Source organism: Stenotrophomonas sp. STEN013 (assembly GCF_056760355.1).
On the sequence record NZ_JBRREO010000005.1, the window covers coordinates 107,718 to 134,371 of the forward strand.

The following is a 26,654-nucleotide window of genomic DNA, read 5'->3' on the forward strand; positions in this document are numbered from 1 at the left end:
CGGGCTACAACGCTGCCTATGCGCCGGCTGGTATTGTCCGGGGTGCCGGCGGACCGACGTCAGTAAAGATCCAGCGGGTCCACATCCAGCGACCAGCGCACGCGCCGCGCCTGCGGCAGGGCGTACACCTGCGCCATCAGCACATCGAGCAGGCCATGCAAGGGCCGCCGCTGTTCGGCTGACAGCAACAACTGCGTGCGCTGGAAACCGGCCCGGCGCGGCATCGGTGCCGGCATCGGTCCGAAGCGCTCGACCCCGTTGTCGGCCGCGATCAGGTTTCTTGCCGCGGTGAGAAAGTCGTTGGCCTGTTCGACCTGTTTGGCTTCGGCGCGCAGCAGCGCCAGATGCGCGAACGGCGGGAAGCCGGCGGCCTCGCGCTGCAGCAGCTCGGCTTCGGCGAAGGCGTGGTAGCCGCCGTTGACCAGCGTGTGCAGCAGCGCGTTGTCCGGGTGGTGGGTCTGCAGCCAGACCTCGCCGGGACGTTCGGCGCGGCCGGCGCGGCCGGCGACCTGGATCAGCTGCTGGGCCAGTTTCTCGCTGGCGCGGAAATCGGCCGAGAACAGCCCCTCGTCGATGCCCACCACCACCACCAGGGTGAGTTTGGGCAGATCGTGGCCCTTGGCCAGGATCTGTGTGCCGACCAGGATGCCGGGTTGATCGCCGAGCGTGGCCAGGGTCTGCTCCAGCGCATCGCGGCGCGCGGTGGTGCTGCGGTCGATGCGCAGCACCGGATGCTCGGGAAACAGCTGCAGCAGCCGTTCCTCCAGCCGCTCGGTACCGATGCCCTGGGGCTGCAGCGCCAGGCTGGCGCAATCCGGGCAGGCCAGCGGCACGGGCGCCCGCGCGCCGCAGTGATGGCATTGCAGGCGGCGGCCAGCGCCATGCACCGTCATCGGCGTGCTGTGCAGCGGTGTGCTGCAGCGCTTGCACGGCGCGGTCCAGCCGCAGTCGTGGCACAGCAGTACCGGCGCGTAACCGCGGCGGTTCTTGAACACCAGCACCTGGTTGCCGGCCTGCAGATGCTGGCCGATCCCGGCGATCACCTCCGGCGCCAATCCATCCTGCAGCGGGCGCTTGCGCACATCGAACACGCGCACGCCCGGCGGCTTGGCATCGCCGGCGCGCTGCTGCAGGCGCAGGTGGGTATAGCGGCCGCTGCGCGCGTTGTGCAGCGATTCCAGCGACGGCGTGGCGCTGCCCAGCACCACCGGCACCTCCAGCGCCTTGCCGCGGACCAGGGCGAAATCGCGGGCTTGGTAGCGGATGCCGTCCTGCTGCTTGTAGCTGCCGTCGTGCTCTTCGTCGATGACGATCAGCCCGGCCTGCGGCAGCGGGGTGAACACCGCCGAGCGGGTGCCGACGATCACCCGCGCCTCGCCGCGGCTGGCCGCCGCCCACACCCGCGCGCGCTCGTTGTCGTTCAGGCCCGAATGCAGCGCGTGCACGGGGATGCCCAGGCGGCTGCGGAAACGGTGCAGCGTCTGCGGGGTCAGGCCGATCTCCGGCACCAGCACCAGTGCCTGCTTGCCTTGCGCCAGGCACTGGGCGATGGCCTGCAGGTAGACCTCGGTCTTGCCACTGCCGGTCACCCCGTCCAGCAGGAACGGCTGGAAACCGTCGGCGGCGTTGATCGCCTCGATCGCCTCCTGCTGCTGGGCATTGGGGGTCGGGCCGGGCTGCGTGTTGGGCTGCGGGATCAGGGCCGCAACCTCGATCCGCTCGGCGAAGCCGCGCTTGAGCAAGGCCCGCGCGGCGCTGCGCCAGTCTTCCAGCTGGTCGTCGAGCAGGTCCTCGTTGACCGCGCCGGCCTGCAGCAGCGTGGCCAGCCGTTGCGGGCGGGTATCACGGCGCAGTGCGCCTAAGCCGGCGATGCCATCCTGGGTCAGCTGCCAGGCCCAGCCGTGGGTATCGGCCAGTGGTTCGCCGCGGCGCAGCGGCGCCGGCAGCGCGGTGGCGATCACCTCGCCCAGTGGCGCATGGGTGTAGCGCGCCAGCCAGTGCAGCGAGCGGGCCAGTTCCCCGGCCAGCAGCGGCGCCGGATCCAGCCACGCCAGTGCCGGGCGCAGGGCGGCCGGATCCTCGGCCTGGCCGACGCCCTCGACCACCCCGACCAGCTCGCGCGGACCGAACGGTACCCGCACCCGGCGGCCGACATCGCCGTCGGAGGGGACGGGACTGTTTTCCGGCGACAGGTAATCGAACAGTTGCGGCAGCGGCACCGGCAGGGCGATGCGCAGGGTAGGGCAGGCGGGCATGGGCCCAGTTTAGCCGTTGCCGGGCAGGGGGCCGGTTCTGTTCACTTGGGTGAAAGTGCTCCGGACCAATTCATAAATGGCACGTAAACACAGGCCGTACTTGGGGATTTCCGCTTATCCACATTTATTGTGGATAACTCTGTGGGTGAGCCGGGTGCTCCACGCGCTCAAGCCGATGGGTCAAGCCTTCCGCTTAACTTGGTCAAAAAATAGCCACATAAAATAGTCTTTAAAAATCAAATACTTGTTCGTGAAACAAAAGCTAAACCCGGTCCTGGCCCAGCCCGGGCGGGAAAATCACCGCAGCGTATTGACGCTGTGCACAAGTTGCGGCAGACCGGTCGGCGGCGGTGCTGCCGGCATGCTCGCCACGGCGGTGGCGCAGGTGCGCTGGGTATCATGCGCAGGATGATGGAGTTCACATGATGGCCGCACCCGCCCCCCTGGCCCCGGCCGCCGCCAATGCGCTGGCGGCGTTTTTGCGTGGCGTCGAGCGGCGTGCGCTGGTGGTGGCGCAATTGCAGGCCGGTGACGACGCCGTGGCCGCCCGCGCGGTGGCCGTGGCGATGCGTGCCTTTGCCGGCCATGCCGCCGATCTGCCCATGGTGGACTGGCCGGCGCGGTTCTGGGGATTGCTGTGCAGCACACCTCAGCTGCTGGCGCCGCCCGCGGGCGGGCAGTGGCCGGTGCCGCTGCGTCACCTCCAGCAGCTGGCCGCGGCCGACCGGCTGGCGCTGCTGCTGCGTATCGGTGCCGGGCTGGACGAGGCGATCGCCGCACCGGTGCTGGGAGTGTCGATCGAGGCCTACCGGCAGGCGCTGGCCGGGGCCTGCCCGCTCGATGCCGGCGGCTATCCCGATGCTGCCGGTTGGCGCGCGCTGGCCGAACAGGTCCAGACCCAGGTGCGCGACCTGGCAGCGGCCCGGGTGCTGCAGCTGGAACAGCTGCGCGAATCGCTGACCGGCGACGCGCCGGTGGCCAAACCGGCCGCCGCGACCGCTGCGCCGATGATCCGCCCGCGCGCGGCCACCGCGCGCAAGCCGCGTCCACGCTGGAGCTGGCGCACCTGGCTGCTGCTGTGTCTGCCGTTGCTGCTGCTGGTGGTGGTGGCGCTGTGGGCCTGGCGGGGTGGCCCGCGCGGCGCGGCGGCTGCGGCGCCGGCCGATGGCGTGTTGACCGACAACGGCCCGGTCCAGGTTGAAGCCCTGGACGATGACAGTACTCCGGCCCCGCCGGCGTCCGACGTTCCTGCCGCCGATGCGGCGATGCTGGCCGATCCGGAGCTGGCACTGGCCCGCGAGGCCGACTTCCATGCCTGGGTGGCTGCCGGCGGCCCGTTGCCGGTGGACGAATCGCAGCCGCAACCAAGCCGCCCGGAACCGGCCACCGCCGCCCTTGAGACGGTCGATGCGGAAAACTGAGCGAGTGCTGCTGGGCTGTCTGCTGTGGTTGCCGCTGGCCGTGGCCGCCGCGCCCCCGCCTGGCTTGCCTGGCCTGCCGCCGGCCGCACCACCGGCGCCAAGGACCGATCCGGCCGCCGGCTGGTCGGCGCTGGTCCCTGCGCAGCAGCGTGACCTGCGCGCGCGCTATGCCGCGTGGCGGGCGTTGCCGGAAAGCGAGCGCCAGCGCATCCGCCAGGCCGCCGCGCGCGTGGCCGCTTTGTCCGCCGCCGAGCGCGACGCCTTGCGCGCGCGTTTTGCCGGTCAGGACCAGTTGCATCGCGACGGCTGGCGGCTGGGCCCGCAACTGGGCGCGCTGTATCCCAAACTGCAGCCGCTGCTGGGCTACGTGCCGGCCGAGCAGCGTGAGCCGCTGCTCACCCTGTTGCGGCAGCTCGACCCCGAGCAGCTGGCGCAGCTGACCCTGATCGCCCAGCGCACCCCGCCGCAGGACCGCGCTGAACTGCGCGCGCAGCTGCTGGGGGTGTCGGCGGCCGGCCGCGGCGCGTGGTTGCGCGAGAAAGTCGGTCACTGAACCGGCCGGTGCGGCCCGCCAGTTGATCCGTTGTTCATGGCCCGGCGCCCCGGATTGCGGCCGGCGCATGTAAAATGCGCGGCTTCCGCGACCCGGCACCTGTGCGCTTTCCGCGCCGGCCGCAGTCCGCGTCTGTCCTGTTCCTTATGTCTACCGCCACCGCCACGCCGCGCTTCCTCAACGAAGTGCGGACGACCGGTCTGCTCGCGTTGCCGCTGGTTCTGGGCCATGTCTCGACCGGTCTGATCGCTTTCGTTGACAACACCATCGCCGGCCACCACGGCACCGACACCTTTGCCGCGGTCAGTATCGGTACCGCGCTGCTGTGGCTGCCGATGCTGGTGCCGATCGGCACCCTGATCTCGCTCACCGCCTCGGTCTCGCAGCTAAACGGTGCCGGCCGCGCGCGTGAAATCGGCCCGCTGTTCCGCCAGGCGCTGTGGCTGGGCGTGGGCCTGAGTGCGCTGATGTTCGTGTTCCTGAGCGGGGTGCCGGCGTTGCTGCCGGCGTTCGGGATTGCCGCGGATATCGTGCCCGGGGCCACCGGTTTCCTGCATGCCATCCGCTGGGGTGTGCCGGCATTGACGCTGTATTTCTGCATGCGCTACCTCAGTGAAGGCATGCATTGGACCTTGCCGACCATGCTGATCGGCTTCGGCGGCCTGCTGGTGCTGGGGCCACTGGGTTACGCGTTGTGCAACGGCAAGGCCGGCTTCCCGGAGCTGGGCGCCGCAGGCCTGGGCATCGCCTCGGCCGTGACCATGTGGGTGCAGGCGCTGGCCTTCGCCAGCTACCTGGCCCTGACCCGGCGGTTCGCACACCTTGGGCTGTTCACGCACTTCGAGCTGCCGCGCATGGCCGCGATCTGGGACCTGTTGCGTACCGGTCTGCCGATCGGCATCACCGTGTTGATGGAAGGCGGTCTGTTCATCATCACCGCGCTGCTGATCGGCCGCATCGGCGCCACCGAGGCCAGCGCCCACCAGATCGCGATCAACGTGGCGCAGCTGTGCTTCATGATTCCGATGGGGGTGGCCGAGGCCACCACGGTGCGGGTCGGCCATGCGGTGGGCAGCAATGATCCGCTGGGGGTGCGCCGGGCCACCTGGGCCGGCTACGCCATCGTGCTGGTGACCCAGCTGGTGTCGATCAGCGCCCTGCTGCTTGGCCATGACGCGGTGGTGGGCCTGTATACCGACGACCTGGCGGTGGCGGCCTTGGCGTCGACCTTGCTGCTGTATGCGGCAACGTTCCAGATCCCCGATGGCATCCAGGTGCTCTCGGCCGGCGCGCTGCGCGGCTTGAAGGACACCCGGGTGCCGATGTTCATCGCCATGTTCGCCTACTGGGGCGTGGGCATGCCGGTCGGTGCCGGCTTGGGCCTGGGTCTGGGCTGGGGTCCGCAGGGCATGTGGGTCGGCTTGATTATCGGTTTGACCGTGGCCGCGCTGCTGCTGGGCTGGCGGCTGCGGGTCAGCAGCCGGCGGCTGCTCGTCCGTGTGGCACCCTGACTTGAAGCCCATGCCCGGCGCCGCCGGTTGTGGGTATCCTGCTTTGCAACAAGCCCCTCTGGAGCGTTCATGAATCCCCCCCCGATTCCGCGTCGCAACCCCATCGCCAGCTTCTTCATCGGGCTGTGGGATGTGATGAATTTCACCCGCCGGTTGATCCTCAACCTGGTGTTCTTCGGTCTGCTGTTGCTGGTGCTGATGGTGTTCGTGGCGGCGCTGGGCATGAGCGCGTCTTCGGCCAAGGTCCTGCACGAACGCACCACGCTGGTGATCGCCCCCGAGGGCCGGCTGGTGGAGCAGTACAGCACCGATCCGGTCAGCCGCGCGCTGGGCAAGGCGCTGGGCGATACCGGCGCCGAGGAGATCCAGCTGCGTGACCTGATCCGCGGCATCGAGGCGGCCAGGGACGACAAGAAGATCGAGCGGGTGGTGCTGAATCTGGACAAGCTCCAGCCCAGCGGCTTCGCCTCGATGCGCGAGGTGGCCGCGGCGCTGCAGGAGCTGCGTGCGGCCAACAAGCAGGTGGTGGCCTTCAGCGAAAACCTGAACCAGTCGCAGTACCTGCTGGCCGCGCAGGCCGACGAGATCTATCTGGACCCGATGGGCGGGCTGCTGCTGGAAGGCCTGGGCCGCTACCGTCAGTACTTCCGCACCGGCCTGCAGGACAAGCTGGGCGTGGACGTGCACCTGTTCAAGGTCGGCCAGTTCAAGTCCGCCGCCGAGCCCTATGTGCTCGACGCCGCCTCGCCGCAGGCCAAGGAAGCGGACCTGTTCTGGATGAACGATGTGTGGCAGCGCTACCTGGGTGACATCGCCACCGCGCGCAAGCTTGACCCCGCACAGCTGGCCGCCGGCATCGACACCCTGCCCGAAGGTATCGCCGCGGCCGAGGGCGATCTGGCCCGGTTCGCCCTGCAGCAGAAGCTGGTGGACGGGCTGAAGACCCGCGAGGAAGTCGAGGCGCTGCTGACCGAGCGCGGGGTGGCCGACAGCGATGCCGACGGCGGCTATCGCCAGATCGCGCTGGCCGACTATCTGACCCAGATCGACGCCCTGCGCTCGCCGATGGATTCGCGTCCGCAGGTCGCGGTGATCGTGGCCGAAGGCGAGATCGCCGGCGGCGACCTGCCGGCCGGGCGCATCGGCGGGGTGTCGACCTCGGCGCTGCTGCGCGAGGCGCGCGACGATGAGGACGTCAAGGCGGTGGTGCTGCGGGTCGATTCACCCGGCGGTGAGGTGTTCGCCTCCGAGCAGATCCGCCGCGAAGTGGATGCGCTCAAGGCCGCCGGCAAGCCGGTGGTGGTGTCGATGGGCGATCTGGCCGCGTCCGGCGGCTACTGGATCAGCATGAATGCCGATCGCATCTATGCCGACGAATCCACCATCACCGGCTCGATCGGCATTTTCGGGATGATCCCGAACCTGACCCGCAGCCTGGACAAGATCGGCGTGCATACCGACGGCGTGGGCACCACCCGCTTCGCCGGCGCGTTCGACATCACCCGGCCGATGGACCCGGCGGTGGGCCAGGTGATCCAGTCGGTGATCAACAAGGGCTATGCCGACTTCACCGGCAAGGTCGCGCAGGCGCGCAACAAGAGCGTCGAAGCGGTGGACGAAGTGGCCCAGGGCCGCGTGTGGAGCGGGGCGCAGGCCAAGGAGCGTGGTCTGGTCGACGCCTTCGGTGGGCTCAAGGCCGCCGCGGCCGATGCCGCCACCCGCGCCAAGCTGGGCGAGTCCGGCAAGTACCGCGTGCGCTACATCGAAAAGGCCGCCACTCCGTTCGCGCAGTTCATGACCGGCTTTGCCGGCAGCCGCGCCGGGGCCTGGATGCTGGCCGATTCGGGTATCGCCAGGATGATGCTGGCCAAGCAGATGCCGGAGCTGGACACCCAGCTGCGCTTTGTCGAAGACGCGGTCAAAGACCGCAACGGTGCGCCGGTGAAGTCGCTGGCCTACTGCTTCTGCGGCCTGTGACCGGCCGCGCCTGATCCAACCGGGCCGCGCGGGCGGCCCCCCTGGATGACCCCAGACGCCGCCCTTTCCGGGCGGCGTTACGGTTTGCGGGTATCGGCGCCGGCCGCATCCAGCGCGGCGCGCTGCGCCTGGGCGGCCTCATCCACGGCGGTCTGTGCGGCCTTGGCCTGTTTCAGCGGCTTGGCGATGGCCTCGCGCAGCGCGGTGGCTTGCGGCTCGGGAGGGCGTTCGGTGTCCGGTGGCTGCGGCTTGCCACAGGCCGAAAGAGCCGCTGTCGCCAGCAGCAGGATCAGCGCGGGAAATTTCATGGGCCGGCTCCGTGGATGACAGCGGCTATCCTAGCGCTATCGCCCAGGCGCGCCGTTTGTGGCGCTGCAGCGGCAACCACGAGGAGAACAGGGTGAACCCGCAACGCTGGCGACTGGATGGACAAACTGCCCTGGTGACCGGCGCCAGTGCCGGCATCGGCCTGGCGATCGCGCGCGAGCTGCTGGGGCTGGGCGCCGACGTGCTGATCGTCGGCCGCGATGCCGATGCGCTGGAAACCGTGCGTGATGAACTGGCCGACACCTTTCCCGATCGCGAGATCCATGCGCTGGCGGCTGATGTTTCCAGCGACGAGGACCGCCACGAGATCCTGGACTGGGTCGAAGACCACAGCGACGGCCTGCACCTGCTGGTCAACAACGCCGGCGGCAACGTCACCCGCGCGGCCAACGACTATTCCGAACAGGAGTGGCGCGGCATCTTCGAGACCAACCTGTTCTCGGCCTTCGAGCTGTGCCGTTACGCGCATCCGCTGCTGACCCGGCACGCGTCTTCGGCCATCGTCAATGTCGGCAGCGTGTCGGGCATCACCCATGTGCGCAGCGGCGTGGTCTACGGCATGACCAAGGCCGCGCTGCAGCAGATGACCCGCAACCTGGCCTGCGAATGGGCCGAGGACGGCATCCGCGTGAACTCGGTGGCGCCGTGGTACATCCGCACCCGCCGCACCTCCGGGCCGCTGTCGGACCCGGACTACTACGAGGAGGTGATCGCGCGCACGCCGATGCGTCGGATCGGCGAACCGGAGGAGGTGGCCTCGGCGGTCGGCTTCCTGTGCCTGCCAGCGTCGAGCTATGTCACCGGCGAATGCATCGCGGTGGACGGCGGCTTCCTGCGTTACGGGTTCTGAGTCGCGCAGTCGCTGTTGTTGAGCAGTGACTGCAATCGCTGGTATTCCAAGCGCAGGGTTTCGGCCCGGGCCGAAGAGGCGAAACGCCATTCGGATTCGACATTATTCACGCGCTGGCGCCAGCGCTCGCATAGCAATGCCGGCGCGACCGGCGTGCAGGTATCGCGGATCACTTCGCAGGCATCACCGGCGGCGGTGCCCGGATTGCCGTCCAGCCCGGTGACCCGCAGGCTGATGCAATGCGCTGGCGGCTCGCCGGTTTCGCTCAGGTAGCTGTCACCTCCGCGGCTGCGGCACTGGAACAGCGCCGGCAGCGGAACCGGTGCCTTTACCGCCACGGGTGCCGGTACCGGCGACAGGGCGGCTTCGACCGCGGCTGGCGTTGCGGGAGCCGCAGCGGGCATCAGCCGTGGCAGCGCCGATACCGGCGCGGGCGGCGGTAGTGCCGGCGCCTCGGGCGCCTGCATCACCTTGCGGGTCTGCTGCATGCCCTTGGGGCACGGCATGTTCTGCACGGTCAGCGCGCCGCTGGCATCGGTGCAGCGGTAGAACACGACACCCGCGGCATGCAGGGGGCCGGCGGCCAGCAGCAATGCGCCCAGCAGCCAGCGCGTCATGCGCCGCCGCAATCCTGATCCAGCCGCGCCTCGATGCCGCGCTGCTCGCGCACCAGCTGCTGGCGCTCGCTCTGCAGGGCGCTGTTGTAGCGGCGGATCAGTTCCCAGCGGCGGTCTTTCAGGCGCGCGCAGACTTCCTGCGGCGGCAGCGCATGGCAGCGGTCGCGCACCAGGGTCGAACCCAGCGGCACGATCGCACCGCCCGGGTGGGGCCGGTGGTGCCCGCTGCCCGGCCTTGGCCCTGGACCTGGACCTGGACCTGGACCTGGACCTGGACCTGGCGGGCGCGGCCCATGTCCGGGATGCGGCATGCGGCCGAAGCCCCACACCGGCACCCAGCGTGGATTGCCCTCGTTGCTGTCGCTGGTGTAGCGCCCGCCCTCGGCGGTGACGCATTCGTACATCGGCTGCGGCGGCTGCACGGTAACCACCCGTACCTCGCGCTCGATGACCGGCGCAGGGGCGCGCTGGACGGGCTCTGCCGGCCGCGGCGGCGGGTCCTTGGGGCGTTGCATGTCCAGTACCTGCTGCTGGCGTGCGCCGCCGCAGGGGGCGTCCTGCAGCGACACCGCGCCGTTGGCAGCCACGCAGCGGTAGATGCGCACGTTGTCGGTCACCGCGGGCGGATCGGCCGCGCGGGCCATCGCGGCCGATGCGGTCAGGGCGCACAGCAGGAGCAGACGCGGGGACATGCCGCCATAGTGCCGCGTGGTGGCGCCGGCGCAAGCCCCGGGCACGGCGCGGTCAGTCGCGCAGCACCTGGCCGGTGGCGGCGACGCGGATGCGGGTAGGCTGGGCCAGGCCGCCGGTGGCGCCATCGAGCAGGCCATCGAGCTGGGCCAGCAGCGCCGGGTCCAGCTGTTCCCGGCTGCGGGCCGGCGGTGCACCGGCCAGGTTGGCGCTGGTGGACACCAGCGGCCCGCCCCAGGCGGTGCACAGCGCCTGCACCAGCGGGTGGGCACTGACCCGTACCGCGATGCCGGTGTGCTGCCCGGTGATCCAGCGCGGCGCACGTGCGCCGGCCGGGACGATCCAGGTGTTGGCGCCGGGCCAGCTGTCCAGCACCGCCTGGCGGCGCTCGCCGGCCAGGGCCTCCAGCCGCACCCAGCCCTCGAGCTGGGCCGGATCGGCGGCCACCAGGATCATGCCCTTCTGGACCGGGCGCTGCTTCAGCGCCAGCAGCTTCAGCACCGCCATCTCGTTGGCCGGATCGCAGCCCAGGCCCCAGACCGCTTCGGTCGGGTAGGCGATCACCCCACCGGCCTGCAATGCCGGGACGACGGTTTCCAGATCCAGTTCAATCATGCTCAGCACCGTTGGACGCGCCGCGCGGGACTGCGCGGGCGCTTGCGAGGGGGCCGCAGACAACAAGGCCGCCCATGGGCGGCCTCATGCGGAACAGCGATTATCCGCCTGCCGCGCGGGCAGGGGAAATCCCGGTCAGAACGGCGGGGCGTCGTCGACGGCCGTCGCCTTCACCGTCTTCTTGGCGACGGTTTTCTTGGTGGCTTTCTTGGCCGCGGTCTTCTTGGTGGCGGCTTTTTTGCTCGCCGCCTTCTTGGCCGGGGCCTTCTTTGCGGCGGTCTTCTTCGGCGCCGCCTCCTTCTTCACCGCGGTCTTCTTGGCGGCGGTCTTCTTGCCGAAGCCCTTGCGTACCGGCTTGCCGGTTTCGGCCATCAGCTGCTCGACCTCGGCCAGGGTCAGCGAGGCCGGCTCGCGGTCCTTGGGAATCTTGCCGTTAAGCTTGCCGTCGCTGATGTACGGGCCGAAACGGCCGTTGAGCACCTGGATCTCCGAGCCCTCGAACTCCTTGATGATGCGGTTGCGCGCGATCTCTTCCTTCTCCTCGATCAGGAAGATGGCGCGGGCCAGATCGATCTTGTACGGGTCGTCTTCCTTGGTCAGCGAGGCGTAGGTGCTGCCGCGCTTGGCGAACGGACCGAAGCGGCCGATGCCGACGGTGACTTCCTCGCCGTTGGCGTCGGCGCCCAGCTTGCGCGGCATGTCGAACAGCTTCAGCGCATCTTCCAGCGAGATCGAATAGATGCTCTGGCCCGGCTGCAGCGAGGCGAACTTGGGTTTGTCCTCGTCATCGACCGTGCCGATCTGCACCATCGGCCCGAACCGGCCGATACGCGCGCTGACTTCCTTGCCGCTGGCCGGGTCCACGCCCAGCACCCGGGCGCTGCCGGCGTCGGTGCGGTCCAGCGATTCGCTCTTGTCGCTGACCAGTTCCTTGAACGGGCCCCAGAAGCGCTCCATCAGCGGCACCCACTCCTCTTCGCCGCGCGACACCGCATCGAGCTCGTCCTCGAGCTTGGCGGTGAAGTCGTAGTCGACGTAGCGGGTGAAGTGGCTGGACAGGAACTTGCTGACCGCACGGCCGACGTCGGTCGGCTTGAAGCTGCGGCCTTCCATCTCGGTGTACTTGCGGAACAGCAGGGTCTGGATGATCGAGGCGTAGGTCGACGGACGGCCGATACCGTATTCCTCCAGCGCCTTGACCAGTGCCGCTTCGGTGAAACGCGGCGGCGGCTGGGTGAAGTGCTGGTCGGCGACGATGCGGTCCAGCGGCACGCGGTCGCCGGGCTTCATCGCCGGGAGCTTGCGGCCTTCGTCCTCGTCCTCGGCGTTCTTGCTGTCCTTGCCTTCCTCGTACACGGCCAGGAAGCCGGGCACCACCACGGTCGTGCCGCTGGCGCGGAACACGTGCTCGCTGCCGGCGGCCAGGTCGACGCTGACGGTGTTCAAGATGGCCGGAATCATCTGGCTGGCGACGGCGCGTTTCCAGATCAGCTCGTACAGCTTGCGCTCGTCGTCGGTCAGGTACTTGCCGACCTGCGCCGGAGTGCGCAACGCCGAGGTCGGGCGCACGGCTTCGTGGGCTTCCTGGGCGTTCTTGGATTTGGTGGTGTAGGTGTTGGGCTTGTCCGGCAACGAACGGGTGCCGTAGTCGCGGGCGATCACGTCGCGGATCTCGGCCAGCGCGTCCTGCGACAGGCTCACCGAGTCGGTACGCATATAGGAGATCAGGCCGACCGTGCCTTCATCGCCGATGGCCACGCCTTCATACAGCTTCTGCGCCACCTGCATGGTCTTGCGGGTGGTGAAGCCGAGCTTGCGCGAGGCTTCCTGCTGCAGCGTGGAGGTGGTGAACGGCGCGGCCGGGCGGCGCTTGCGCTCCTTGCTGGCCACGTCGGTGACGTGCAGCGCGCCCTGCGCGGCCTGCTGGATGCGCAGCCGCGCGGCTTCGGCGGTATCACCGTCGGTGACGGTGAACTGCTCGAACTTCTGTCCGTCCAGCTTGACCAGGCGGGCGTTGAAGGGCTGCGAGGGATGCGCGCAGGCCGCTTCGATACTCCAGTACTCGCGGGCGATGAAGGCTTCGATCTCCTCCTCGCGCTCGACGATCATGCGCAGCGCCGGGCTCTGCACCCGGCCGGCGGACAGCCCGCGCTGCACCTTGCGCCACAGCACCGGGGAGAGGTTGAAGCCGACCAGGTAATCCAGCGCGCGGCGCGCCTGCTGCGCATCGACCAGATCGCCGGCGATGGCGCGCGGCTGGGTCATGGCCTCCTTGATCGCCCGCGGGGTGATCTCGGTGAACACCACCCGCTGCATCGGCTTGCCTTCGGCCAGCCCGCGCTCTTTCAGGATCTCGGCGATATGCCAGCTGATCGCCTCGCCCTCGCGATCCGGGTCGGTCGCCAGGAAGATGTCGTCGGCGCCCTTGGCGGCCTTGGCGATGGCTTCCACGTGCTTCTGGTTCTTTTCGATCAGGTCGTAGCGCATGGCAAAGCCGTTGTCCGGATCGACCGCGCCCTCTTTGGGAACCAGGTCCCGCACATGCCCATACGAGGCCAGGACGGTGAAGTCCTTGCCGAGGTATTTGTTGATCGTCTTGGCCTTGGCCGGCGATTCGACGATGAGCAGGTGCTTGGGCATATCAGTACTTTCTTGGGGGGAGAGCGCCCCTGATCGGGGGCGCTAGGGTGGCGCAATCGCCTGCGTTAGTGAAGCGCTGCGGCCGTTCTGGATAGATTGACGCCCGGGCAGGGGCCCGGGCGTTCAGCTTTCTTCCTTATTAGAGGAATCATGCCGGACCGGCCGCTGTCAAGCGCGCCGGCGGCACGGACCTCAACTGAACTGGCTGGCGGCGATGCCGATCATGGCCAGCAGGGCGACGATAACGACCGCTATCAGCAGCCCGAAAATCGCCAGGATCACGATGGTGACGGTGCCCAGGCCGCGCTGCTGCCATTCCGGATGCTCGGTGAAGGCCCATTTGTCGACCACCAGGGTGTCGCAGATCATGTCGTGCAGACCCTGCTTGCGCTCGGTGAAGGCGGCCATCACAAAGCCGATGCCCAGGATCAGGCCGCTGAGCATGGCCGCGAAGTAGCGGCCGATACCACGGGCGATGCTGATGCGCGCGCCGTCCGTGCGCACCACCTTGATGCCCACGGCCATCTTGCCCAGCGTGGCCTTGCCGGCCGAGGCGTGGAAGCCGGCGTAATAGGCGGCAGCCAGGGCGATGGACAGTACATTGGTCAGCAGCTGGATCATGATGAAACCGGCGCCCATCGCGTCGCTGCCACCGCCGATGCCGGCCATGCCCAGGCCCAGCACCATGCCGATGACCATCGCGATCACGCCGCCGACCATGCCCACGATCACGCTGTCGATGCAGTAGGCGGCCACCCGCTTCCAGAAGCCGGCGTAGACCACTTCGCCGCCGCCAACCACCGTGCCATCGCCCGGCGAGATGCTGGCCGGTGCGGTGTAGGGGGAATGGGTCTCGTCGGCTTTCTGCAGGGAAATCGGCGTGGCGGCGGTGCCGTTTTCGATGGCCACGTAGTCCGCCCGCAGGTCGATACCGGGGCTGGCCTTTTCGATCAGCTGCAGCTCCTCGGCCATGGCCGACAGGGGCTGCCACTGGTCCATGCCTTCACGCCAGACCAGCGTGGACAGGTCCAGTTCGTTCTGGCGGAATTTTCCGCGCAGGATCCCGGCCTCCACCGGACCGTGCCTCTCGCGCTGCGCATCGGCGTAATACCACTGGCTCATCGTGTTCCCCCCGTAAATGAATGGTGTGTCTCAGCTGCGGCAGTGTAGCGGCAGAAACCTGTCGTCCACGTCCGAGCTGCACTGCCATGTCTGGGCGCCGGTGTCGTAGTCCAGCCACAGTGCCTTGCCATCGAGCTGCGGACTACCGGGCTCCCGCAACTGCGCTTCCAGCCCGCAATGGCCGTTGTCGAAGCGGCCGATGCGCACGCTGGCGATGGCGTCCTGGGCATAGCTGCCGGGCGTCCGGAAACCCTCATCGTCGTTCACCGGGCAACGCCCGTTGTGCTGCACGAAATCGCTGATTTCAATCTTCAGTGGCGCCAGTTGCCCCAGGGCCAGGCTGGCTTTGGCACGCAGCGTGTAGGACTGGTACGCAGGCAGCGCGATGGCGGCAAGGATGCCGACGATCGCCACCAGAATGACACCGCCCACCGCGGCGATGATGCCGGCGATGGCGCAGCCGGACAGGCCCGGCTTGACTGCCGGGGCGGGCGCGCTTCCCGCCGGTGGCTGCTGAAGCGGTGGTGGCAACGGTGGGGCGGCTGTCGGCGCGGCGATCACATCGTGCAGGCCCAGTTCGGCGGCATAGCGCTGCAGCGGCTGCCAGTCGCCGGCACCTTCGCGCCACAGCAGCGTATCGGCCGCGATACGGCCGGAGCGGAACAGTTCGACGATGTTGTCATCGGTCAGCGGACCGCGCCGTTCGCGGTTGCCTTCGGCGTAGAACCACTGGCTCACGGGGATGTCCTCATGCGTCCTTGCAGGCCGCGCGGCTCAATGCAGGGGTTCGGGTTCGTCGATGAACATCTGGGTTTCCATCCAGGCGTAGGCCGCTTCGGCCCCGGGCTGGTTGAACAGCACCATCAGCACGACCCATTTGAGGTCGTCCAGGTCCAGTTCGTCCTGGTCCAGCGCCATTGCACGGTCCAGCACCAGCTCGCGCTGGTCTGCATCCAGGATCCGGTGATGCTCCAGGAACAGCAGGAAACCCCGGCAGTCCACGTCTAGCTTGTCCAGCTCGGGGCCATGGAACACGCGTACCGGCCAGTCGACCCGCGGCTGCGATACGGCCGGGCGCTGCTCGGCCAGGGCGTCGAGCCAGTCGAAGGCCTTGTTGATCTCGGTGGGGCTGAATCCGGCCTGGATCAGGCCGTGCTGCAGCGAATCGCGGTCCCGGATGAGATCGGCATCCTCGCTGAAATAGTGTTCAAACAGGTACAGCAGGACGTCCAGAATACTCTCTTTCATTGCCCCTCGGCCTGCGCCAGTGGCGCTGTGGAGGTGAAGGAACTTCAGGTGCGGGTGTAGCGGCCGTGCGCCGACGACACGCTTCCTTCCAGTTCCATGACCAGCAGCATGGAGGACAGGCTGGCGGCCGTCAATCCAGTGCGCTCGATCAGTGAATCCATACCGGTTGGGTCAAACCCCAGTGCATTCCACAATCGCTGGTAGTTGATGTCCGGCAGGTCGGGTGCCGGCGCAGAACCTGCCGGCGCCTCTGCAATGGGGGCCGCCAGGCGCATTTGCAAGCCGGCGGCCAGTTCCCCGGCCAGATTGGCCACGCCTTCGAGGATATCCTGTGGCTGTGTCACCAGAATGGCGCCGTCGCGGATCAGGCGGTGGCAGCCGGCGGCCATGGGATTGTGCAGCGAGCCGGGCAGGGCGAAGACCTCGCGCCCGGCCTCGCTGGCCAGGCGTGCGGTGATCAGTGCACCGGAGCGTTCGGCCGCCTCGATGACGACCGTGCCCAGGCTCAGCCCCGCCAGCAGCCGGTTGCGGGCCGGGAAATGGCCGGTCCGCGGCGGGGTGCCGGGCGGATATTCGCTGACCACGGCGCCGTGCTCGGCCACCTGCTGCTGCAACTGCCGATGATGGCGCGGGTAGCTGATGTCGGCGCCGGTGCCGATCACCGCAAACGTCTTGCCGTCGCAGGCCAACGCGGCACGGTGGGCGGCCGCGTCCACTCCGGCGGCCAGCCCGCTGGCGATGGTCAGGCCGGAGCTGGCCAGGGCCTGGGCGAAATCGCGCGCATGATCGCGCCCGCCGGCACTGGGGTTGCGGCTGCCGACGATGGCGATGGCCGGTTGCCACAGGGTGGTCGGGTCCCCATAGACAAACAGTGCCAGCGCCGGATGCGGACTGGCGCGCAGCAGTGGCGGGTAGTCGGGATCGTTGCAACCGAGCAGATGGTGGTGGGGCTGTCGCAGCCATGCCTGCGCGCGCATCAGGGTGTCGTGATCGGGATGGCCCAGTGACTGGCATTGGGCGGGTGTGCAGCCGGCCTCACGCCATGCGGCGGCACCGGCGGCCAGGGCTGCTTCGGCACTGCTGAAACGTGACAGCAGCGTGCGCCGCGGTCGATGGGGACCGCCGGCCAGCACCAGTCGCAACAGCGCTTCGGTAAACGGGGAAGGTGTGGCTTGGGAGGCATCGTCCATCGGCCGAGCCTGACGCGCAAACAGCGACGGCGCCCTCGGGCGCCGTCGCTTTGTCGCGTAGGGTTTTGCCGCTTACTGCGCGTCGGGGTGCTTGAGCTCGTAACCGACGCGGGCCTGCCGGGTGCCTTCCATCACCAGCGCGTAGCTGACCTTGTCGAAGGTGCGGAACACCATTGCGTGGGCGGCATATTCGTCCGGCAGCGAGACACGGCTGCCGCCGGCCTTGAGCGCATCGTCCGCGCGCGAGGTGGACTTGCTGCCTGTCACACGGTCGTTGATGTGACTGCCATTGCGCCAGATCGAGAACACCGTGCCATTGTCGATGCCATCACGCGCCCCGCCGGAGATGGCGATGACATCGCGTGGACCGCCGGAGGTGAAGGTGTCGGCCACTGCCAGCACGCGCAGATGGCCCGGCGCTGCGGCACTGGCCGGGGCGTGCGGAACGAACTGCAGGTCGTACGGGTTGGCCTGCACCGGCACGATGCGGTCACCGGCACGGACTTCGCGCCCGCTGTCTTCCAGCTTCAGGGTGGACGCCTGGACGCCGCCGCTGGCGACCTGGGTCAGTGTGCCAACGTTGACCTGGGCCAGTTCGTAGCCGAGGAACTCGCTGCGGTCGCCGGTGGCCACGTAGTTCTTCCACAGGTTGCCGCTGCCGGGAACAGTATCGCCGCGGGCGTCCAGATCGTCGGTGGGCTTGGGCTGGCCGAAGCGCACGGTCGGGCGGACCACCGCGTAGCGCTGGCCCGGCTGGGCGTCCTGCAGGCCCAGCACATAGGCGTTCTGGCCGGCGCTGGCGCGCAGGCGGTTTTCTTCCAGGCCGACGACGTAGGGCAGCTCCTTGAAGCTGTCCACAACGGTCAGGTTCTTCAGGAACGGCTCAACGTCTGCCAGCGGGATCGCGTTGATCGGTGCTTCCTGGCGCGGGCCTGGCTGGGCGGTGACGCGGTCCAGGTAGGCCAGGCTCAGCACGTCGCCCGGATAGATCAGGTGCGGATTCTTGACCTGCGGGTTGGCCTGCCAGATTTCCGGCCAAAGCCACGGCTTTGTCAGGAAACGTGCAGAGATGTCCCACAGCGTGTCGCCCTTCTTCACCACATAGGTGTCAGGGTGCGCGCCGTTCATATCCACGGCGACGGCGTACGTCGTGACGGTCAGCAGCGCCACGGCGGCGACCGTACGGAATTGTTTCAACATGGTTGCGATCTGCCTGATTCCCCAACAGGTTGCGGCACTATAGTGCAGAAACGGGGGCGCCGGGCAAGCGCAGGCGTTAGAATTGAGACATCTTGCCGAATTGATGCGGCATCCCCATATCCGGTATCACCATGGCCCTTCTGCCCATTCTCGAATTCCCCGATCCGCGGCTGCGTACCAAGGCGGCTCCCGTCGATGCTGCCGAAGTGACCACGCCGGTCTTCCAGCAGCTGCTCGATGACATGTTCCAGACCATGTACGAGGCGCCGGGCATCGGCCTGGCGGCCAGCCAGGTGGACGTGCACAAGCGCTTCATGGTCATCGACACCAGCGAGGAGCGCAACACGCCGATGGTGTTCATCAACCCGCAGATCGTCAGTGCCAGCGAAGGCGGTCGCGTCTACCAGGAAGGCTGCCTGTCAGTGCCCGGTATTTATGCCGACGTGACCCGCGCCGACAGCATCGTGGTGCGTTTTATCGACCGCGACGGCAAGCAGCAGGAGCTGGTCGCCGACGACCTGCTGGCCACCTGCATCCAGCACGAGATGGATCATCTGGACGGCAAGCTGTTCATCGATTACCTCTCGCCGCTCAAGCGCGAGATGGTGCGCAAGAAATTGGCCAAACAGCGCAAGCACGTGGCCTGAGTCCAGTGGTGACCCGGATGTGTCCGGGTTGCCCGTGGCGGGAGCCGTAGCCGGATCCCGCGATGCACGGCGCCGCCCTCCGGCGCCGTTGTTCTTTCCGGGAGTGGGATTGCCATGAGAATCGTTTTTGCCGGTACGCCGGAGTTCGCCGTCGCCTCGCTGGGAGCGGCCGCGCGCCAGCACGAAGTGGTGGCGGTCTACACCCAGCCCGACCGCCCGGCCGGCCGCGGCCGCGGGCTGATGCCCTCGCCGGTCAAGCTCGACGCCATCGCACGCGGGATCCCGGTGTTCCAGCCGGAAACCCTGAAAACCGCCGAAGCCCAGCAGCAGCTGCGCGCGCTGCAGCCGGATCTGATGGTCGTGGTCGCCTACGGGTTGATCCTGCCCAAGGCGGTGCTGGCCATTCCCACCCACGGCTGCTGGAACGTGCATGCCTCGCTGCTGCCGCGCTGGCGCGGTGCCGCGCCGATCCAGCGCGCGATCCAGGCCGGCGATGCCGAAACCGGCGTGTGCCTGATGCAGATGGAGGCCGGGCTGGACACCGGCCCGGTGCTGCTGCGCCAGCACACCCCGATCAACGACACCGATACCGGCGGCCAGCTGCATGACCGGCTGGCGCAGCTGGGCGCGCAGGTGCTGGCCGATGGCCTGGGCCTGCTGCGCGCCGGCCTCAAGCCGATCCCGCAGGTGCAGCCGGCCGAAGGCGTCACCTACGCGCACAAGCTGGACAAGGCCGAGGCCAGGCTGGACTGGGACCAGGACGCGCAAGCGCTGGCGCGCACGGTGCGCGCGTTCAATCCGTGGCCGATCGCCGAGGCCGTGCTGGCGGGTGAACGTGTGCGTATCCACGGCGCGGTGGCCATCGCCCACAACCACGGCAAGGCGCCGGGTACGGTGATCGGCGCGGCGCGTGAGGGTATCGACATCGCCTGCGGCCAGGGCGCGTTGCGCCTGCGCGTGGTGCAGCGCGAGGGCGGCAAGGCGATCACCGCGGCGGACTATCTCAACGCCCGTCGTGACCTGCGGATCGAGGGCTGAGCCGATGGCGGGTGCGACTTCCACGCCGTGGGGCAACAAGACCGCCACCGCGCAACCCGGGGTGCAGACCCGCGCGTTGGCGGCCAAGGTGCTGGCCGCGGTGATCGGCAAGGGCCGTTCGCTCAAGGCTGAGCTCGGCGCGGCGCTACCCAAGCTGGAGGACGGCCGCGACCGCGCCTTGCTGGAGGCGATCTGCTTTGCCGCATTGCGCCGGCGCACGGTCTACGACCAGGCGTTGCAGCAGTGGCTGCAGAAGCCGCTGGGCCCGCGCGATACGGATCTGCGCGCGGTGCTGATGGCCGGGTTCGCGCAGCTGGATGTGCTCCAGCTGCCGGCACACGCGGCGCTGTCGGCGACGGTGGACGCGGCGCGCGCTTTGGGGCGCGAGCGCCAGGCCGGGATGGTCAACGCGCTGCTGCGTCGCGCCCAGCGCGAGGGGTTTGCCGACGCGCGGGCCGAGGATGCGTGGCCATCGTGGCTGCTGGCCCGGGTCCGCGAGGACTGGCCGCAGCAGGCCGACATGATCCTCAACGAGAGCCTGCAGCCGGCACCGCTGTGGCTGCGCGTCAATGGCCAGCAGCACAGCCGTGAGGCCTATCTGGCGCTGCTGGAGGCGGCGGGCATCGAGGCGCTGGCCGAACCGTTGTCGGCCAACGCGGTGCGGCTGCCGGTCGCGGTGCCGGTGGCCAGCCTGCCCGGCTTCGCACAGGGGGCCGTATCGGTACAGGACCTGTCCGCGCAGCAGGTGGCCGATGCCTTGCGGCCGGCGGCAGGGGCGCGGGTGCTCGATGCCTGCGCCGCACCGGGCGGCAAGTCGGCGCATCTGCTGGAGCGTGATCCTGGCCTGCAGCTGCTGGCGCTGGATGTGGATGCGCGGCGGTTGTCGCGCATCGGCGAGACCTTCGCCCGCACCGGGGTCGGTGCCCGCGCGAAGATCCAGGCCGCCGACGCGGCCGATACCGCCGGCTGGTGGGACGGGCAGCCGTTCGATGCGGTACTGCTGGATGCGCCGTGCTCGGCCACCGGCATCATCCGCCGCCAGCCGGACGTGCTGCTGCACCGCCGGCCCGATGACATCACCGCGCTGGTGGCGCTGCAGGCGCGCCTGCTCGATGCGCTGTGGCCGGTGCTGCGCCCGGGCGGGGTGCTGCTGTATTCGACCTGCTCGATCCTGTGGCAGGAGAACCAGCAGCAGGTGGCCCGGTTCCTGGCGCGCACGCCCGATGCGCGGATCGAGGCGTTGCCGGAAGGCTTCGGCCATGAACGTGACGGCACCCGCCAGCGCCTGCCGGGCGAGCACGGCGGTGACGGTTTCTTCTATGCGCGGCTGGTGAAAACCGCCTTGACCTGAGGTCCCTATCATCGCCCTCCATGGGCGATGGGCGGGCACGGCGCGAATTCTGGTGGTTGGCGGTGACGGCCCTGCTGGTGCTCGGCGCCGGCATCGGCCTGCGTGACCCGTGGCCGTCGGACGAACCGCGCTTTGCCCTGGTCGCCAGACAGATGGTGGAAAGCGGCCAGTGGCTGTTTCCGCAGCGAGGCACCGAGTTGTATTCGGACAAGCCGCCGATGCTGATGTGGCTGCAGGCGGCCGTCTACCTGCTGGTGCGGGACTGGCGCATCGCCTTCTTGCTGCCGTCGCTGCTGGCCGCGCTGGCCACCCTGGCCTGCGTGTACGACCTCGGCCGGCGGCTGTGGACGCGTCGGGTCGGCCTGTATGCGGCGTGGCTGCTGCTGTTCACCGTGCAGTTCACCTTCCAGGCGCGCAAGGCGCAGATCGATCCGCTGCTGCTGTTCTTCATGACCCTGGCCAACTACGGCCTGCTGCGGCATCTGCTGCGCGGCCCGGACTGGCGAACGTGGATGCTGGGCTGGTTCGCCGCCGGGCTGGGCATGATCACCAAGGGTGTGGGCGTGCTGGCCTTGCTGGCGCTGCTGCCGGCGCTGTTTGCAGTCGTGCGCGGCTGGCAGGGCGTGGACCTGCACTGGCGCGATCGCCGCATCTGGCTCGGGCCGCTGGCGTTTGCCGGCGCGCTGGCGCTGTGGCTGGGGCCGCTGCTGGCGGGGGTGTGGCGCGCCGACGATCCGGCCCACTACCGCTACCTGCACGACATCCTGCTGCGACAGACCGCGGGGCGCTATCTGCATTCCTGGGATCACCACAATCCGCCCTGGTACCACCTGGGGGTGATGCTGACCTTGTGGTTGCCGGCGGCACTGGCCCTGCCATGGGCGCTGCCGGCGTGGCGGCGCCGGCTGCGGCGCGGTGATCCGCGCTACCTGCTGCTACTGGGCTGGTGGTTGCTGCTGGTGGTGTTCTTCTCCATTCCCAGCGGCAAGCGCGATGTCTACATCCTGCCGGCGCTGCCGATGTTCTGCCTGGCGCTGGCGCCGCTGTGGCCGGGCCTGTTGCGCCGGCGCGGCTTCCGCAGGTTGCTGCTGGGTTTCACCGCCGCGCTGGTGCTGCTGCTGTTGGGTGCCGGTGCCAGCGTGCTGTGGGGGTCGGACGCGGGCCGGCTGCAGGCGCTGATCGCCCGCCGTGCGCTGGCCGACGACGCGGTGCGGCGCCTGGGCTGGGTGCTGCTGGCCATGGGAATGTGGGGGGGCGGCGGGTTGTTGCTGGCCGCGCGGAAATGGCCGGCGCGGGTGCTGGCCGCGCTGCTGGCGTTGCTCTGGGTGCTGCAGGGGCTGCTGGTCAATCCCCTGCTCAACGACTCCAGCTCCGGCCGCGGCTTGATGCGCGAGGTCGGCCGACGGCTGGGGCCCGATGCGGAACTGGGACTGGTGGCGTGGAAGGAACAGAACCTGCTGCTGGCCGACCGGCCGGCGCGCACCTTCGGCTTCAAGCGGCCGTGGGAACAGCAGCTGCAGGCGGGCGTGGTGTGGCAGGCGCAGCGGCCGCAGCGGCGCTGGCTGCTGGTGCAGGAGAAGTCGCTGCTGGATTGCATTGTCCGTGGCCGCAGCCAGCGGGTGGGGACGCTCAGTGGACGCGCCTGGTGGCTGGTGCCGGCCACAGCGATCGAGGGCCGCTGCATCGCCACGCCAGCGCAGCGGGAGTGGGCGCGGCGCGACCAGGGACCGCCCTGAGGGGGCAGCCAGCGCGGGGCAGGCTGGCTATCATTGGCGGTTGGAACGGTTCCTCGGACGGGAATTGGTTCAGTGCCCAGGACCCAGTATCTGCCGATGGACCCGCATTTCCCCGTCACTGCCGATTCGATTTCCAGCCCGCCGGCCGCTCCGGCGCGCTGGCGGTTGCTGCACCGTACCGCGACGCTGGCGCTGTTCGCGTTGCCGGCGCTGGTGATCAGCACCCCGGCCAATCTGTTGCCGTTCGGTCTGCTGCTGCTGGCCAGTTCGATCGCCGGTGCCGATTACCTGTGGCGGGCCCGCCAACAGGCCGGGCGTGCCGGGCGGCTTCTGCTGGTGCTGGCGCTGGTGACTATCGCCCTGGGGCTGCTGTCCCTGTGGCAGTTCGACCATGCGCTCAAGGACGTGGACAACCGCTCGCGCTTTCTGGTGATGCCGTGGTCGGTGTTGTGGGTGTGTGCGCTGCGGCCGCCGATGCAGGCGCTGTGGTGGGGCGCGCTGGCGGGCCTGCTGGCCACCTTCGCGGTGGCCGGCTACCAGGTGCTCACCGGGCTGGAGCGGGCCGATGCCTGGACCAACGCCATCGTGCTGGCCGACACCGCGCTGGTGCTGATGGTGCTGCTGGTGTTCTGCCGTCCCCCGCAGCGCTGGGGACTGATCGCGCTGGGGATGGCCGCGGGCAGCGCGGTGATCCTGCTCAGTGGCAGCCGCGGGGTATGGCCGGCACTGCTGGTGCTGTTCGTGGCCATGGCGCTGTCGGTGCGCTGGAAAACGGGCCGTTTCCGCGTCGGTGCCCTGGCCGGGCTGGTGCTGGTGGCCGCAACGGTGGTGCTCAGCGTGCCGCAGTTGCGTGAACACACCCGGCTTGCTGAGCTCAGCAGCGACATGCAGCGGATCGGCCGGGGCGATGTGGATTCCTCCGCCGGGGCGCGGCTGGAGCGCCTGCAGGTGGCGTGGGATACCTTCCGCGAACTGCCGCTGACCGGGGTGGGGATCGGCCATTTCGACGATGCCATGCGGCGCCTTCCCCAATGCAGCTCGCAGGCCGATCAGGTGTTCCGTTGCCACCTCGGCCATGCGCACAACGATCTGGCCGAATGGGCGGCGACCCAGGGTGTGCCGGGCCTGTTGCTGCTGCTGTGCGTCTATGGCCTGCCGCTGGGCCTGTTCCTGCGCCTGCAGTTGGACAGCGAGGAGGACGGCTTTCGCGGGCCGGCGGCGGCCGGGGTGATGCTGGTGGTGAGCTACATCCTGTGCGGCATGACCCAGTCGATGTTCGCCCACCAGATCACCGCCAGCACCTACACCGCCCTGGTGGGCGTGCTGTGCGGGCTGGCACTGGTCGACAATGCCGCGCGCGGAAGCCAGGCACCAGTTCATCGCAAGGCAGCCAGCGGCTGACGCTTGAATAAGCCTGAACCCGGCGGCGTGACAGTCTGGGCCGTGGGCAGTGGCAGGCCCCGTGTTTGATCCGCGATCGCCCTCCGCACCGCGTCATCCGGAGGAGCCGGCAGGCGCGGTATACCGGCTGGGACTGCGCGCTTGCAGTGCGCTGTCCGGCGGGCCGATCCAGCGCCGGTTCCGCACGACTCAGAAGCGCGTGGATGCCGCAGCTTTGGCTTGGCCCGGAACCAGGTCCAGCGTCAGGCCGGCCGACAGCGCCGCCGCCCCCCATGCGGCCCATTTGATGGCGTGCCGTGGCCGTGACAGCAGGCTGTAGAACAGCGTGGCCGGCAATGCGACCAGCAGCAGTTTGGCCAGATGCCGCCGCGCCGCCGCCGCGCCGACATAACGGCGGATGGCGATCTGCCGTGACCTTGCATAGTGGAAACGCTTGATGAAGTCCGTGCGCACGCTGGGCGTGGAAGACGCGCCGCCGCGGTGGAATGCCCTGGCCGCAGGTTGCAGCAGGCACTGATAGCCGGCTTTGGCCATGCGCAGGCACAGGTCGTCGTCTTCGTAGTAGAGGAAAAAGATTTCGTCAAAGCCGCCGATCTGGTGGAACGCACGGGTCCGTACCAGCAGGCAGCAGCCATGGATCCACTCGGCGCTGACCAGCCGGTCCGGTACGCGGACGCGGCCCTTCGTCTCCGGCCGGAAGAAGGCATCGCGGTGGCACAGCTGCGGTGTGCCGTTGTCACGCCAGCTCTGCGGACCCACCAGCCCCGCCTGCGGAAACCGGGCCAGGCAATCGAGCAGGCACTGCACATCGGCCGGGGCGATGCTGCAGTCGGGGTTGAGCAGCAGCGCGAACGGGGTCTGGATCGCGGCCATCGCCTGGTTGTTGGCCGCGCCAAAGCCCGCATTGGTATGGCGCGTGATCAGCCGCGCGTGCGGGATCTTCTGGCCGACGCGCGCGGCGGTGTCATCGCCGCTGGCGTTGTCGACGATGACCACGTTCGGAAACCGGGCCAGTGTGCTGGCCATGGTTTCCACCAGCGGCGAGGAGTTGTAGGTGACGCAGACAACGGTCACCTCGGCAAGGGAGGGGGCGGACTTCATGGAATGGCTTGGGCAGGGCAATGGCGCGGCAGCAGCAGCGGCCGCTGCAGGGGTTGCCTGCGGGGGACAGGCAAGGGGGACGTACCGGCGTACGGAAACCGGTGCCGTGACAGCCCGTGTGTTTCCACCGCATGGGGGCGCCATTTTAACGGCCCGGGCCGGTGCCACCGGCCGGAGCGCCTGATGTTTTCCGGCTTGTTGCGCCGCGTTCAGGGTGCCTGGAGGGGCGTTCCGGCCGCGGCCCGGCAGATATGCCAGACCGTGGCTACAGCGGCTGCCCGTTGCACAGCAGCCACAGCATGATGGTCTTCTGGCGCACGTAGTTGGCGCTGACAAACGCCTCGATCAGCCCCGGCCAGCCATCCAGGAAGCCGCGCTTGACCACATAGCTGCGGAAGAAGCGCCAGGTGGGGGCGAGGATCAGTTTGCCCAGGGTCGCGCGCTTGCCACGGCTGAACTCGTGCTCGGCCATCATCCGCGCGTACTTCTGCTTCTTGTCCAGCAGTTGCAGGAAGTTGCGGTAGGGGTGGTGCAGCAGGTCGCCGCGGAGCAGGACTACCGGACCGTCCACGGTGACCGCCTCGTGGATCTCGCGCTCGCCACGCCAGCCGCCGTGGCGGCGGTCGAACAGGCGCAGCACGCGGTCCGGATAGGCGGTGCCGTGGCGCAGGAAACGGCCGAAATATTCCGAGCAGCGGGCGAAGCGGTAACCCCGGGCGCGCGTGAAGCCGGCATCGCGCTCGGCCTCGATGGCCGCGCGCAAGGCCGCATCCACCCGCTCGTCGGCATCCAGGCACAGCACCCAGTCATGTTCGGCCTGTTCGACGCAGAACGCCTTCTGGCTGCGGAAGCCGTCGAAGGCGCGCTGGATCACCCGTGCCCCGGCCGCTTCGGCGATGGCGACGGTGGCATCGGTGGAGAACGAGTCCACCACCACGATCTCGTCGCAGAACGCCAGCGACGCCAGACAGTCGCCGATCCGGTCGGCCTCATTGAAGGCGATGATGCAGGCCGACAGGCGTGGCCGCCGGGTCGATGAAGTGGGGGCTGGGCTGGGCATGCGACCGTTCGCGCGGGGAACCGGGGGCCAAGCCTAGCAGCGACGCCGGGTACTGGCGATGCGATAATTGACCGCCTCTGCCGCAATATCCAGGAGTTCTCCGC

23 protein-coding genes are annotated in these 26,654 nt (G+C 68.9%); 10 read left to right on the forward strand and 13 right to left on the reverse strand.

Features of this window, described 5'->3' with window-relative positions:
• Window positions 1-59: 59 nt before the first annotated feature.
• The gene (locus ACVOMH_RS11875; protein ID WP_481552090.1) at window positions 60-2,255 is read right to left on the reverse strand and encodes a primosomal protein N'; all 2,196 of its coding nucleotides are present in this window, start codon (window positions 2,253-2,255) and stop codon (window positions 60-62) included.
• Between the two features lie 422 nt (window positions 2,256-2,677).
• Between ACVOMH_RS11875 and ACVOMH_RS11880 the strand changes: the two genes are divergently transcribed.
• The 4 genes from ACVOMH_RS11880 (at window position 2,678) to sppA (ending at window position 7,717) form a co-directional block, all read left to right on the forward strand.
• A complete protein-coding gene (locus tag ACVOMH_RS11880; protein ID WP_481552091.1) occupies window positions 2,678-3,676 on the forward strand; it encodes a hypothetical protein in 999 nt (332 codons plus the stop codon).
• Window positions 3,663-4,229, forward strand: coding sequence for a DUF3106 domain-containing protein (locus ACVOMH_RS11885; protein WP_481552092.1), 567 nt, complete (start codon window positions 3,663-3,665; stop codon window positions 4,227-4,229). Before ACVOMH_RS11880 ends, ACVOMH_RS11885 begins: the two co-directional genes overlap by 14 nt.
• A 146-nt stretch (window positions 4,230-4,375) precedes the next feature.
• The gene (locus ACVOMH_RS11890; protein ID WP_481552093.1) at window positions 4,376-5,740 is read left to right on the forward strand and encodes an MATE family efflux transporter; all 1,365 of its coding nucleotides are present in this window, start codon (window positions 4,376-4,378) and stop codon (window positions 5,738-5,740) included.
• 69 nt (window positions 5,741-5,809) lie between these two features.
• Window positions 5,810-7,717, forward strand: a complete 1,908-nt coding sequence (sppA, locus tag ACVOMH_RS11895) for a signal peptide peptidase SppA (protein ID WP_481552094.1) — start codon at window positions 5,810-5,812, stop codon at window positions 7,715-7,717.
• Window positions 7,718-7,794: 77 nt separating this feature from the next.
• Here the strand turns inward: sppA and ACVOMH_RS11900 are convergent, their stop codons facing one another.
• A complete protein-coding gene (locus ACVOMH_RS11900; RefSeq protein WP_481552095.1) occupies window positions 7,795-8,025 on the reverse strand; it encodes a hypothetical protein in 231 nt (76 codons plus the stop codon).
• A 92-nt stretch (window positions 8,026-8,117) separates the two neighbouring features.
• Between ACVOMH_RS11900 and ACVOMH_RS11905 the strand changes: the two genes are divergently transcribed.
• Window positions 8,118-8,894 (forward strand): SDR family oxidoreductase, encoded by a 777-nt coding sequence (locus tag ACVOMH_RS11905; RefSeq protein WP_481523139.1) that lies wholly within the window; start codon window positions 8,118-8,120, stop codon window positions 8,892-8,894.
• Here ACVOMH_RS11905 and ACVOMH_RS11910 read toward each other — a convergent pair.
• The 9 genes from ACVOMH_RS11910 to ACVOMH_RS11950 form a co-directional block, all read right to left on the reverse strand.
• Entirely contained in the window at window positions 8,882-9,511 is a 630-nt protein-coding gene (locus tag ACVOMH_RS11910; RefSeq protein ID WP_481552096.1) for a DUF4124 domain-containing protein, read from the reverse strand. The two genes, ACVOMH_RS11905 and ACVOMH_RS11910, sit on opposite strands and share 13 nt — an antisense overlap.
• Complete coding sequence (locus tag ACVOMH_RS11915) at window positions 9,508-10,203, reverse strand: DUF4124 domain-containing protein (RefSeq protein ID WP_481552097.1); 696 nt, start codon at window positions 10,201-10,203, stop codon at window positions 9,508-9,510. The genes ACVOMH_RS11910 and ACVOMH_RS11915 overlap by 4 nt, the downstream gene beginning before the upstream one ends.
• A 52-nt stretch (window positions 10,204-10,255) precedes the next feature.
• The gene (gene tsaC, locus ACVOMH_RS11920) at window positions 10,256-10,816 is read right to left on the reverse strand and encodes an L-threonylcarbamoyladenylate synthase type 1 TsaC (protein ID WP_481552098.1); all 561 of its coding nucleotides are present in this window, start codon (window positions 10,814-10,816) and stop codon (window positions 10,256-10,258) included.
• A 135-nt stretch (window positions 10,817-10,951) separates the two neighbouring features.
• Complete coding sequence (locus ACVOMH_RS11925; protein WP_054659378.1) at window positions 10,952-13,456, reverse strand: DNA topoisomerase I; 2,505 nt, start codon at window positions 13,454-13,456, stop codon at window positions 10,952-10,954.
• A 192-nt stretch (window positions 13,457-13,648) separates the two neighbouring features.
• Window positions 13,649-14,578, reverse strand: coding sequence for an RDD family protein (locus ACVOMH_RS11930; RefSeq protein ID WP_481552099.1), 930 nt, complete (start codon window positions 14,576-14,578; stop codon window positions 13,649-13,651).
• Between the two features lie 30 nt (window positions 14,579-14,608).
• Window positions 14,609-15,316, reverse strand: a complete 708-nt coding sequence (locus ACVOMH_RS11935; RefSeq protein WP_481552100.1) for a pilin — start codon at window positions 15,314-15,316, stop codon at window positions 14,609-14,611.
• 36 nt (window positions 15,317-15,352) lie between these two features.
• On the reverse strand, window positions 15,353-15,826 hold the full coding sequence (locus tag ACVOMH_RS11940) for a DUF494 family protein (protein WP_054659382.1): 474 nt from the start codon (window positions 15,824-15,826) through the stop codon (window positions 15,353-15,355).
• 44 nt (window positions 15,827-15,870) lie between these two features.
• Entirely contained in the window at window positions 15,871-17,016 is a 1,146-nt protein-coding gene (gene dprA, locus ACVOMH_RS11945; RefSeq protein ID WP_481552101.1) for a DNA-processing protein DprA, read from the reverse strand.
• Between the two features lie 72 nt (window positions 17,017-17,088).
• Window positions 17,089-18,216: a LysM peptidoglycan-binding domain-containing protein gene (locus tag ACVOMH_RS11950; protein ID WP_054660421.1), complete on the reverse strand. Its 1,128-nt coding sequence runs from the start codon at window positions 18,214-18,216 to the stop codon at window positions 17,089-17,091.
• Window positions 18,217-18,347: 131 nt separating this feature from the next.
• On the opposite strand from ACVOMH_RS11950, the gene def reads away from it, so the two are divergent.
• The 5 genes from def to ACVOMH_RS11975 all read left to right on the forward strand — a co-directional run bounded on the left by def (window position 18,348) and on the right by ACVOMH_RS11975 (window position 24,389).
• A complete protein-coding gene (def, locus tag ACVOMH_RS11955; RefSeq protein ID WP_054660419.1) occupies window positions 18,348-18,863 on the forward strand; it encodes a peptide deformylase in 516 nt (171 codons plus the stop codon).
• A gap of 114 nt (window positions 18,864-18,977) precedes the next feature.
• The gene (gene fmt, locus ACVOMH_RS11960; protein ID WP_481552102.1) at window positions 18,978-19,901 is read left to right on the forward strand and encodes a methionyl-tRNA formyltransferase; all 924 of its coding nucleotides are present in this window, start codon (window positions 18,978-18,980) and stop codon (window positions 19,899-19,901) included.
• A gap of 4 nt (window positions 19,902-19,905) precedes the next feature.
• A complete protein-coding gene (gene rsmB, locus ACVOMH_RS11965) occupies window positions 19,906-21,252 on the forward strand; it encodes a 16S rRNA (cytosine(967)-C(5))-methyltransferase RsmB (protein WP_481552103.1) in 1,347 nt (448 codons plus the stop codon).
• A gap of 20 nt (window positions 21,253-21,272) precedes the next feature.
• Window positions 21,273-22,988: an ArnT family glycosyltransferase gene (locus tag ACVOMH_RS11970; RefSeq protein WP_481552104.1), complete on the forward strand. Its 1,716-nt coding sequence runs from the start codon at window positions 21,273-21,275 to the stop codon at window positions 22,986-22,988.
• Window positions 22,989-23,084: 96 nt separating this feature from the next.
• Complete coding sequence (locus ACVOMH_RS11975) at window positions 23,085-24,389, forward strand: O-antigen ligase family protein (protein WP_481552173.1); 1,305 nt, start codon at window positions 23,085-23,087, stop codon at window positions 24,387-24,389.
• A 189-nt stretch (window positions 24,390-24,578) separates the two neighbouring features.
• Here the strand turns inward: ACVOMH_RS11975 and ACVOMH_RS11980 are convergent, their stop codons facing one another.
• Window positions 24,579-25,490 (reverse strand): glycosyltransferase family 2 protein, encoded by a 912-nt coding sequence (locus tag ACVOMH_RS11980; RefSeq protein WP_481552105.1) that lies wholly within the window; start codon window positions 25,488-25,490, stop codon window positions 24,579-24,581.
• Between the two features lie 265 nt (window positions 25,491-25,755).
• Window positions 25,756-26,550, reverse strand: a complete 795-nt coding sequence (locus ACVOMH_RS11985; RefSeq protein ID WP_481552106.1) for a glycosyltransferase family 2 protein — start codon at window positions 26,548-26,550, stop codon at window positions 25,756-25,758.
• Window positions 26,551-26,654: the final 104 nt, after the last annotated feature.

Bases quoted from the DNA above. Each gene is read 5' to 3' on its own strand.
- dprA (WP_481552101.1), bottom strand. From the start codon at position 17,016: ATGGACGATGCCTCCCAAGCCACACCTTCCCCGTTTACCGAAGCGCTG.
- ACVOMH_RS11980 (WP_481552105.1), bottom strand. From the start codon at position 25,490: ATGAAGTCCGCCCCCTCCCTTGCCGAGGTGACCGTTGTCTGCGTCACC.
- rsmB (WP_481552103.1), top strand. From the start codon at position 19,906: ATGGCGGGTGCGACTTCCACGCCGTGGGGCAACAAGACCGCCACCGCG.
- ACVOMH_RS11925 (WP_054659378.1), bottom strand. From the start codon at position 13,456: ATGCCCAAGCACCTGCTCATCGTCGAATCGCCGGCCAAGGCCAAGACG.
- ACVOMH_RS11930 (WP_481552099.1), bottom strand. From the start codon at position 14,578: ATGAGCCAGTGGTATTACGCCGATGCGCAGCGCGAGAGGCACGGTCCG.
- ACVOMH_RS11915 (WP_481552097.1), bottom strand. From the start codon at position 10,203: ATGTCCCCGCGTCTGCTCCTGCTGTGCGCCCTGACCGCATCGGCCGCG.
- sppA (WP_481552094.1), top strand. From the start codon at position 5,810: ATGAATCCCCCCCCGATTCCGCGTCGCAACCCCATCGCCAGCTTCTTC.
- ACVOMH_RS11950 (WP_054660421.1), bottom strand. From the start codon at position 18,216: ATGTTGAAACAATTCCGTACGGTCGCCGCCGTGGCGCTGCTGACCGTC.
- ACVOMH_RS11875 (WP_481552090.1), bottom strand. From the start codon at position 2,255: ATGCCCGCCTGCCCTACCCTGCGCATCGCCCTGCCGGTGCCGCTGCCG.
- ACVOMH_RS11910 (WP_481552096.1), bottom strand. From the start codon at position 9,511: ATGACGCGCTGGCTGCTGGGCGCATTGCTGCTGGCCGCCGGCCCCCTG.
- ACVOMH_RS11975 (WP_481552173.1), top strand. From the start codon at position 23,085: ATGGACCCGCATTTCCCCGTCACTGCCGATTCGATTTCCAGCCCGCCG.
- ACVOMH_RS11970 (WP_481552104.1), top strand. From the start codon at position 21,273: ATGGGCGATGGGCGGGCACGGCGCGAATTCTGGTGGTTGGCGGTGACG.
- ACVOMH_RS11985 (WP_481552106.1), bottom strand. From the start codon at position 26,550: ATGCCCAGCCCAGCCCCCACTTCATCGACCCGGCGGCCACGCCTGTCG.
- tsaC (WP_481552098.1), bottom strand. From the start codon at position 10,816: ATGATTGAACTGGATCTGGAAACCGTCGTCCCGGCATTGCAGGCCGGT.
- ACVOMH_RS11940 (WP_054659382.1), bottom strand. From the start codon at position 15,826: ATGAAAGAGAGTATTCTGGACGTCCTGCTGTACCTGTTTGAACACTAT.
- ACVOMH_RS11890 (WP_481552093.1), top strand. From the start codon at position 4,376: ATGTCTACCGCCACCGCCACGCCGCGCTTCCTCAACGAAGTGCGGACG.
- def (WP_054660419.1), top strand. From the start codon at position 18,348: ATGGCCCTTCTGCCCATTCTCGAATTCCCCGATCCGCGGCTGCGTACC.
- fmt (WP_481552102.1), top strand. From the start codon at position 18,978: ATGAGAATCGTTTTTGCCGGTACGCCGGAGTTCGCCGTCGCCTCGCTG.
- ACVOMH_RS11880 (WP_481552091.1), top strand. From the start codon at position 2,678: ATGATGGCCGCACCCGCCCCCCTGGCCCCGGCCGCCGCCAATGCGCTG.
- ACVOMH_RS11900 (WP_481552095.1), bottom strand. From the start codon at position 8,025: ATGAAATTTCCCGCGCTGATCCTGCTGCTGGCGACAGCGGCTCTTTCG.
- ACVOMH_RS11885 (WP_481552092.1), top strand. From the start codon at position 3,663: ATGCGGAAAACTGAGCGAGTGCTGCTGGGCTGTCTGCTGTGGTTGCCG.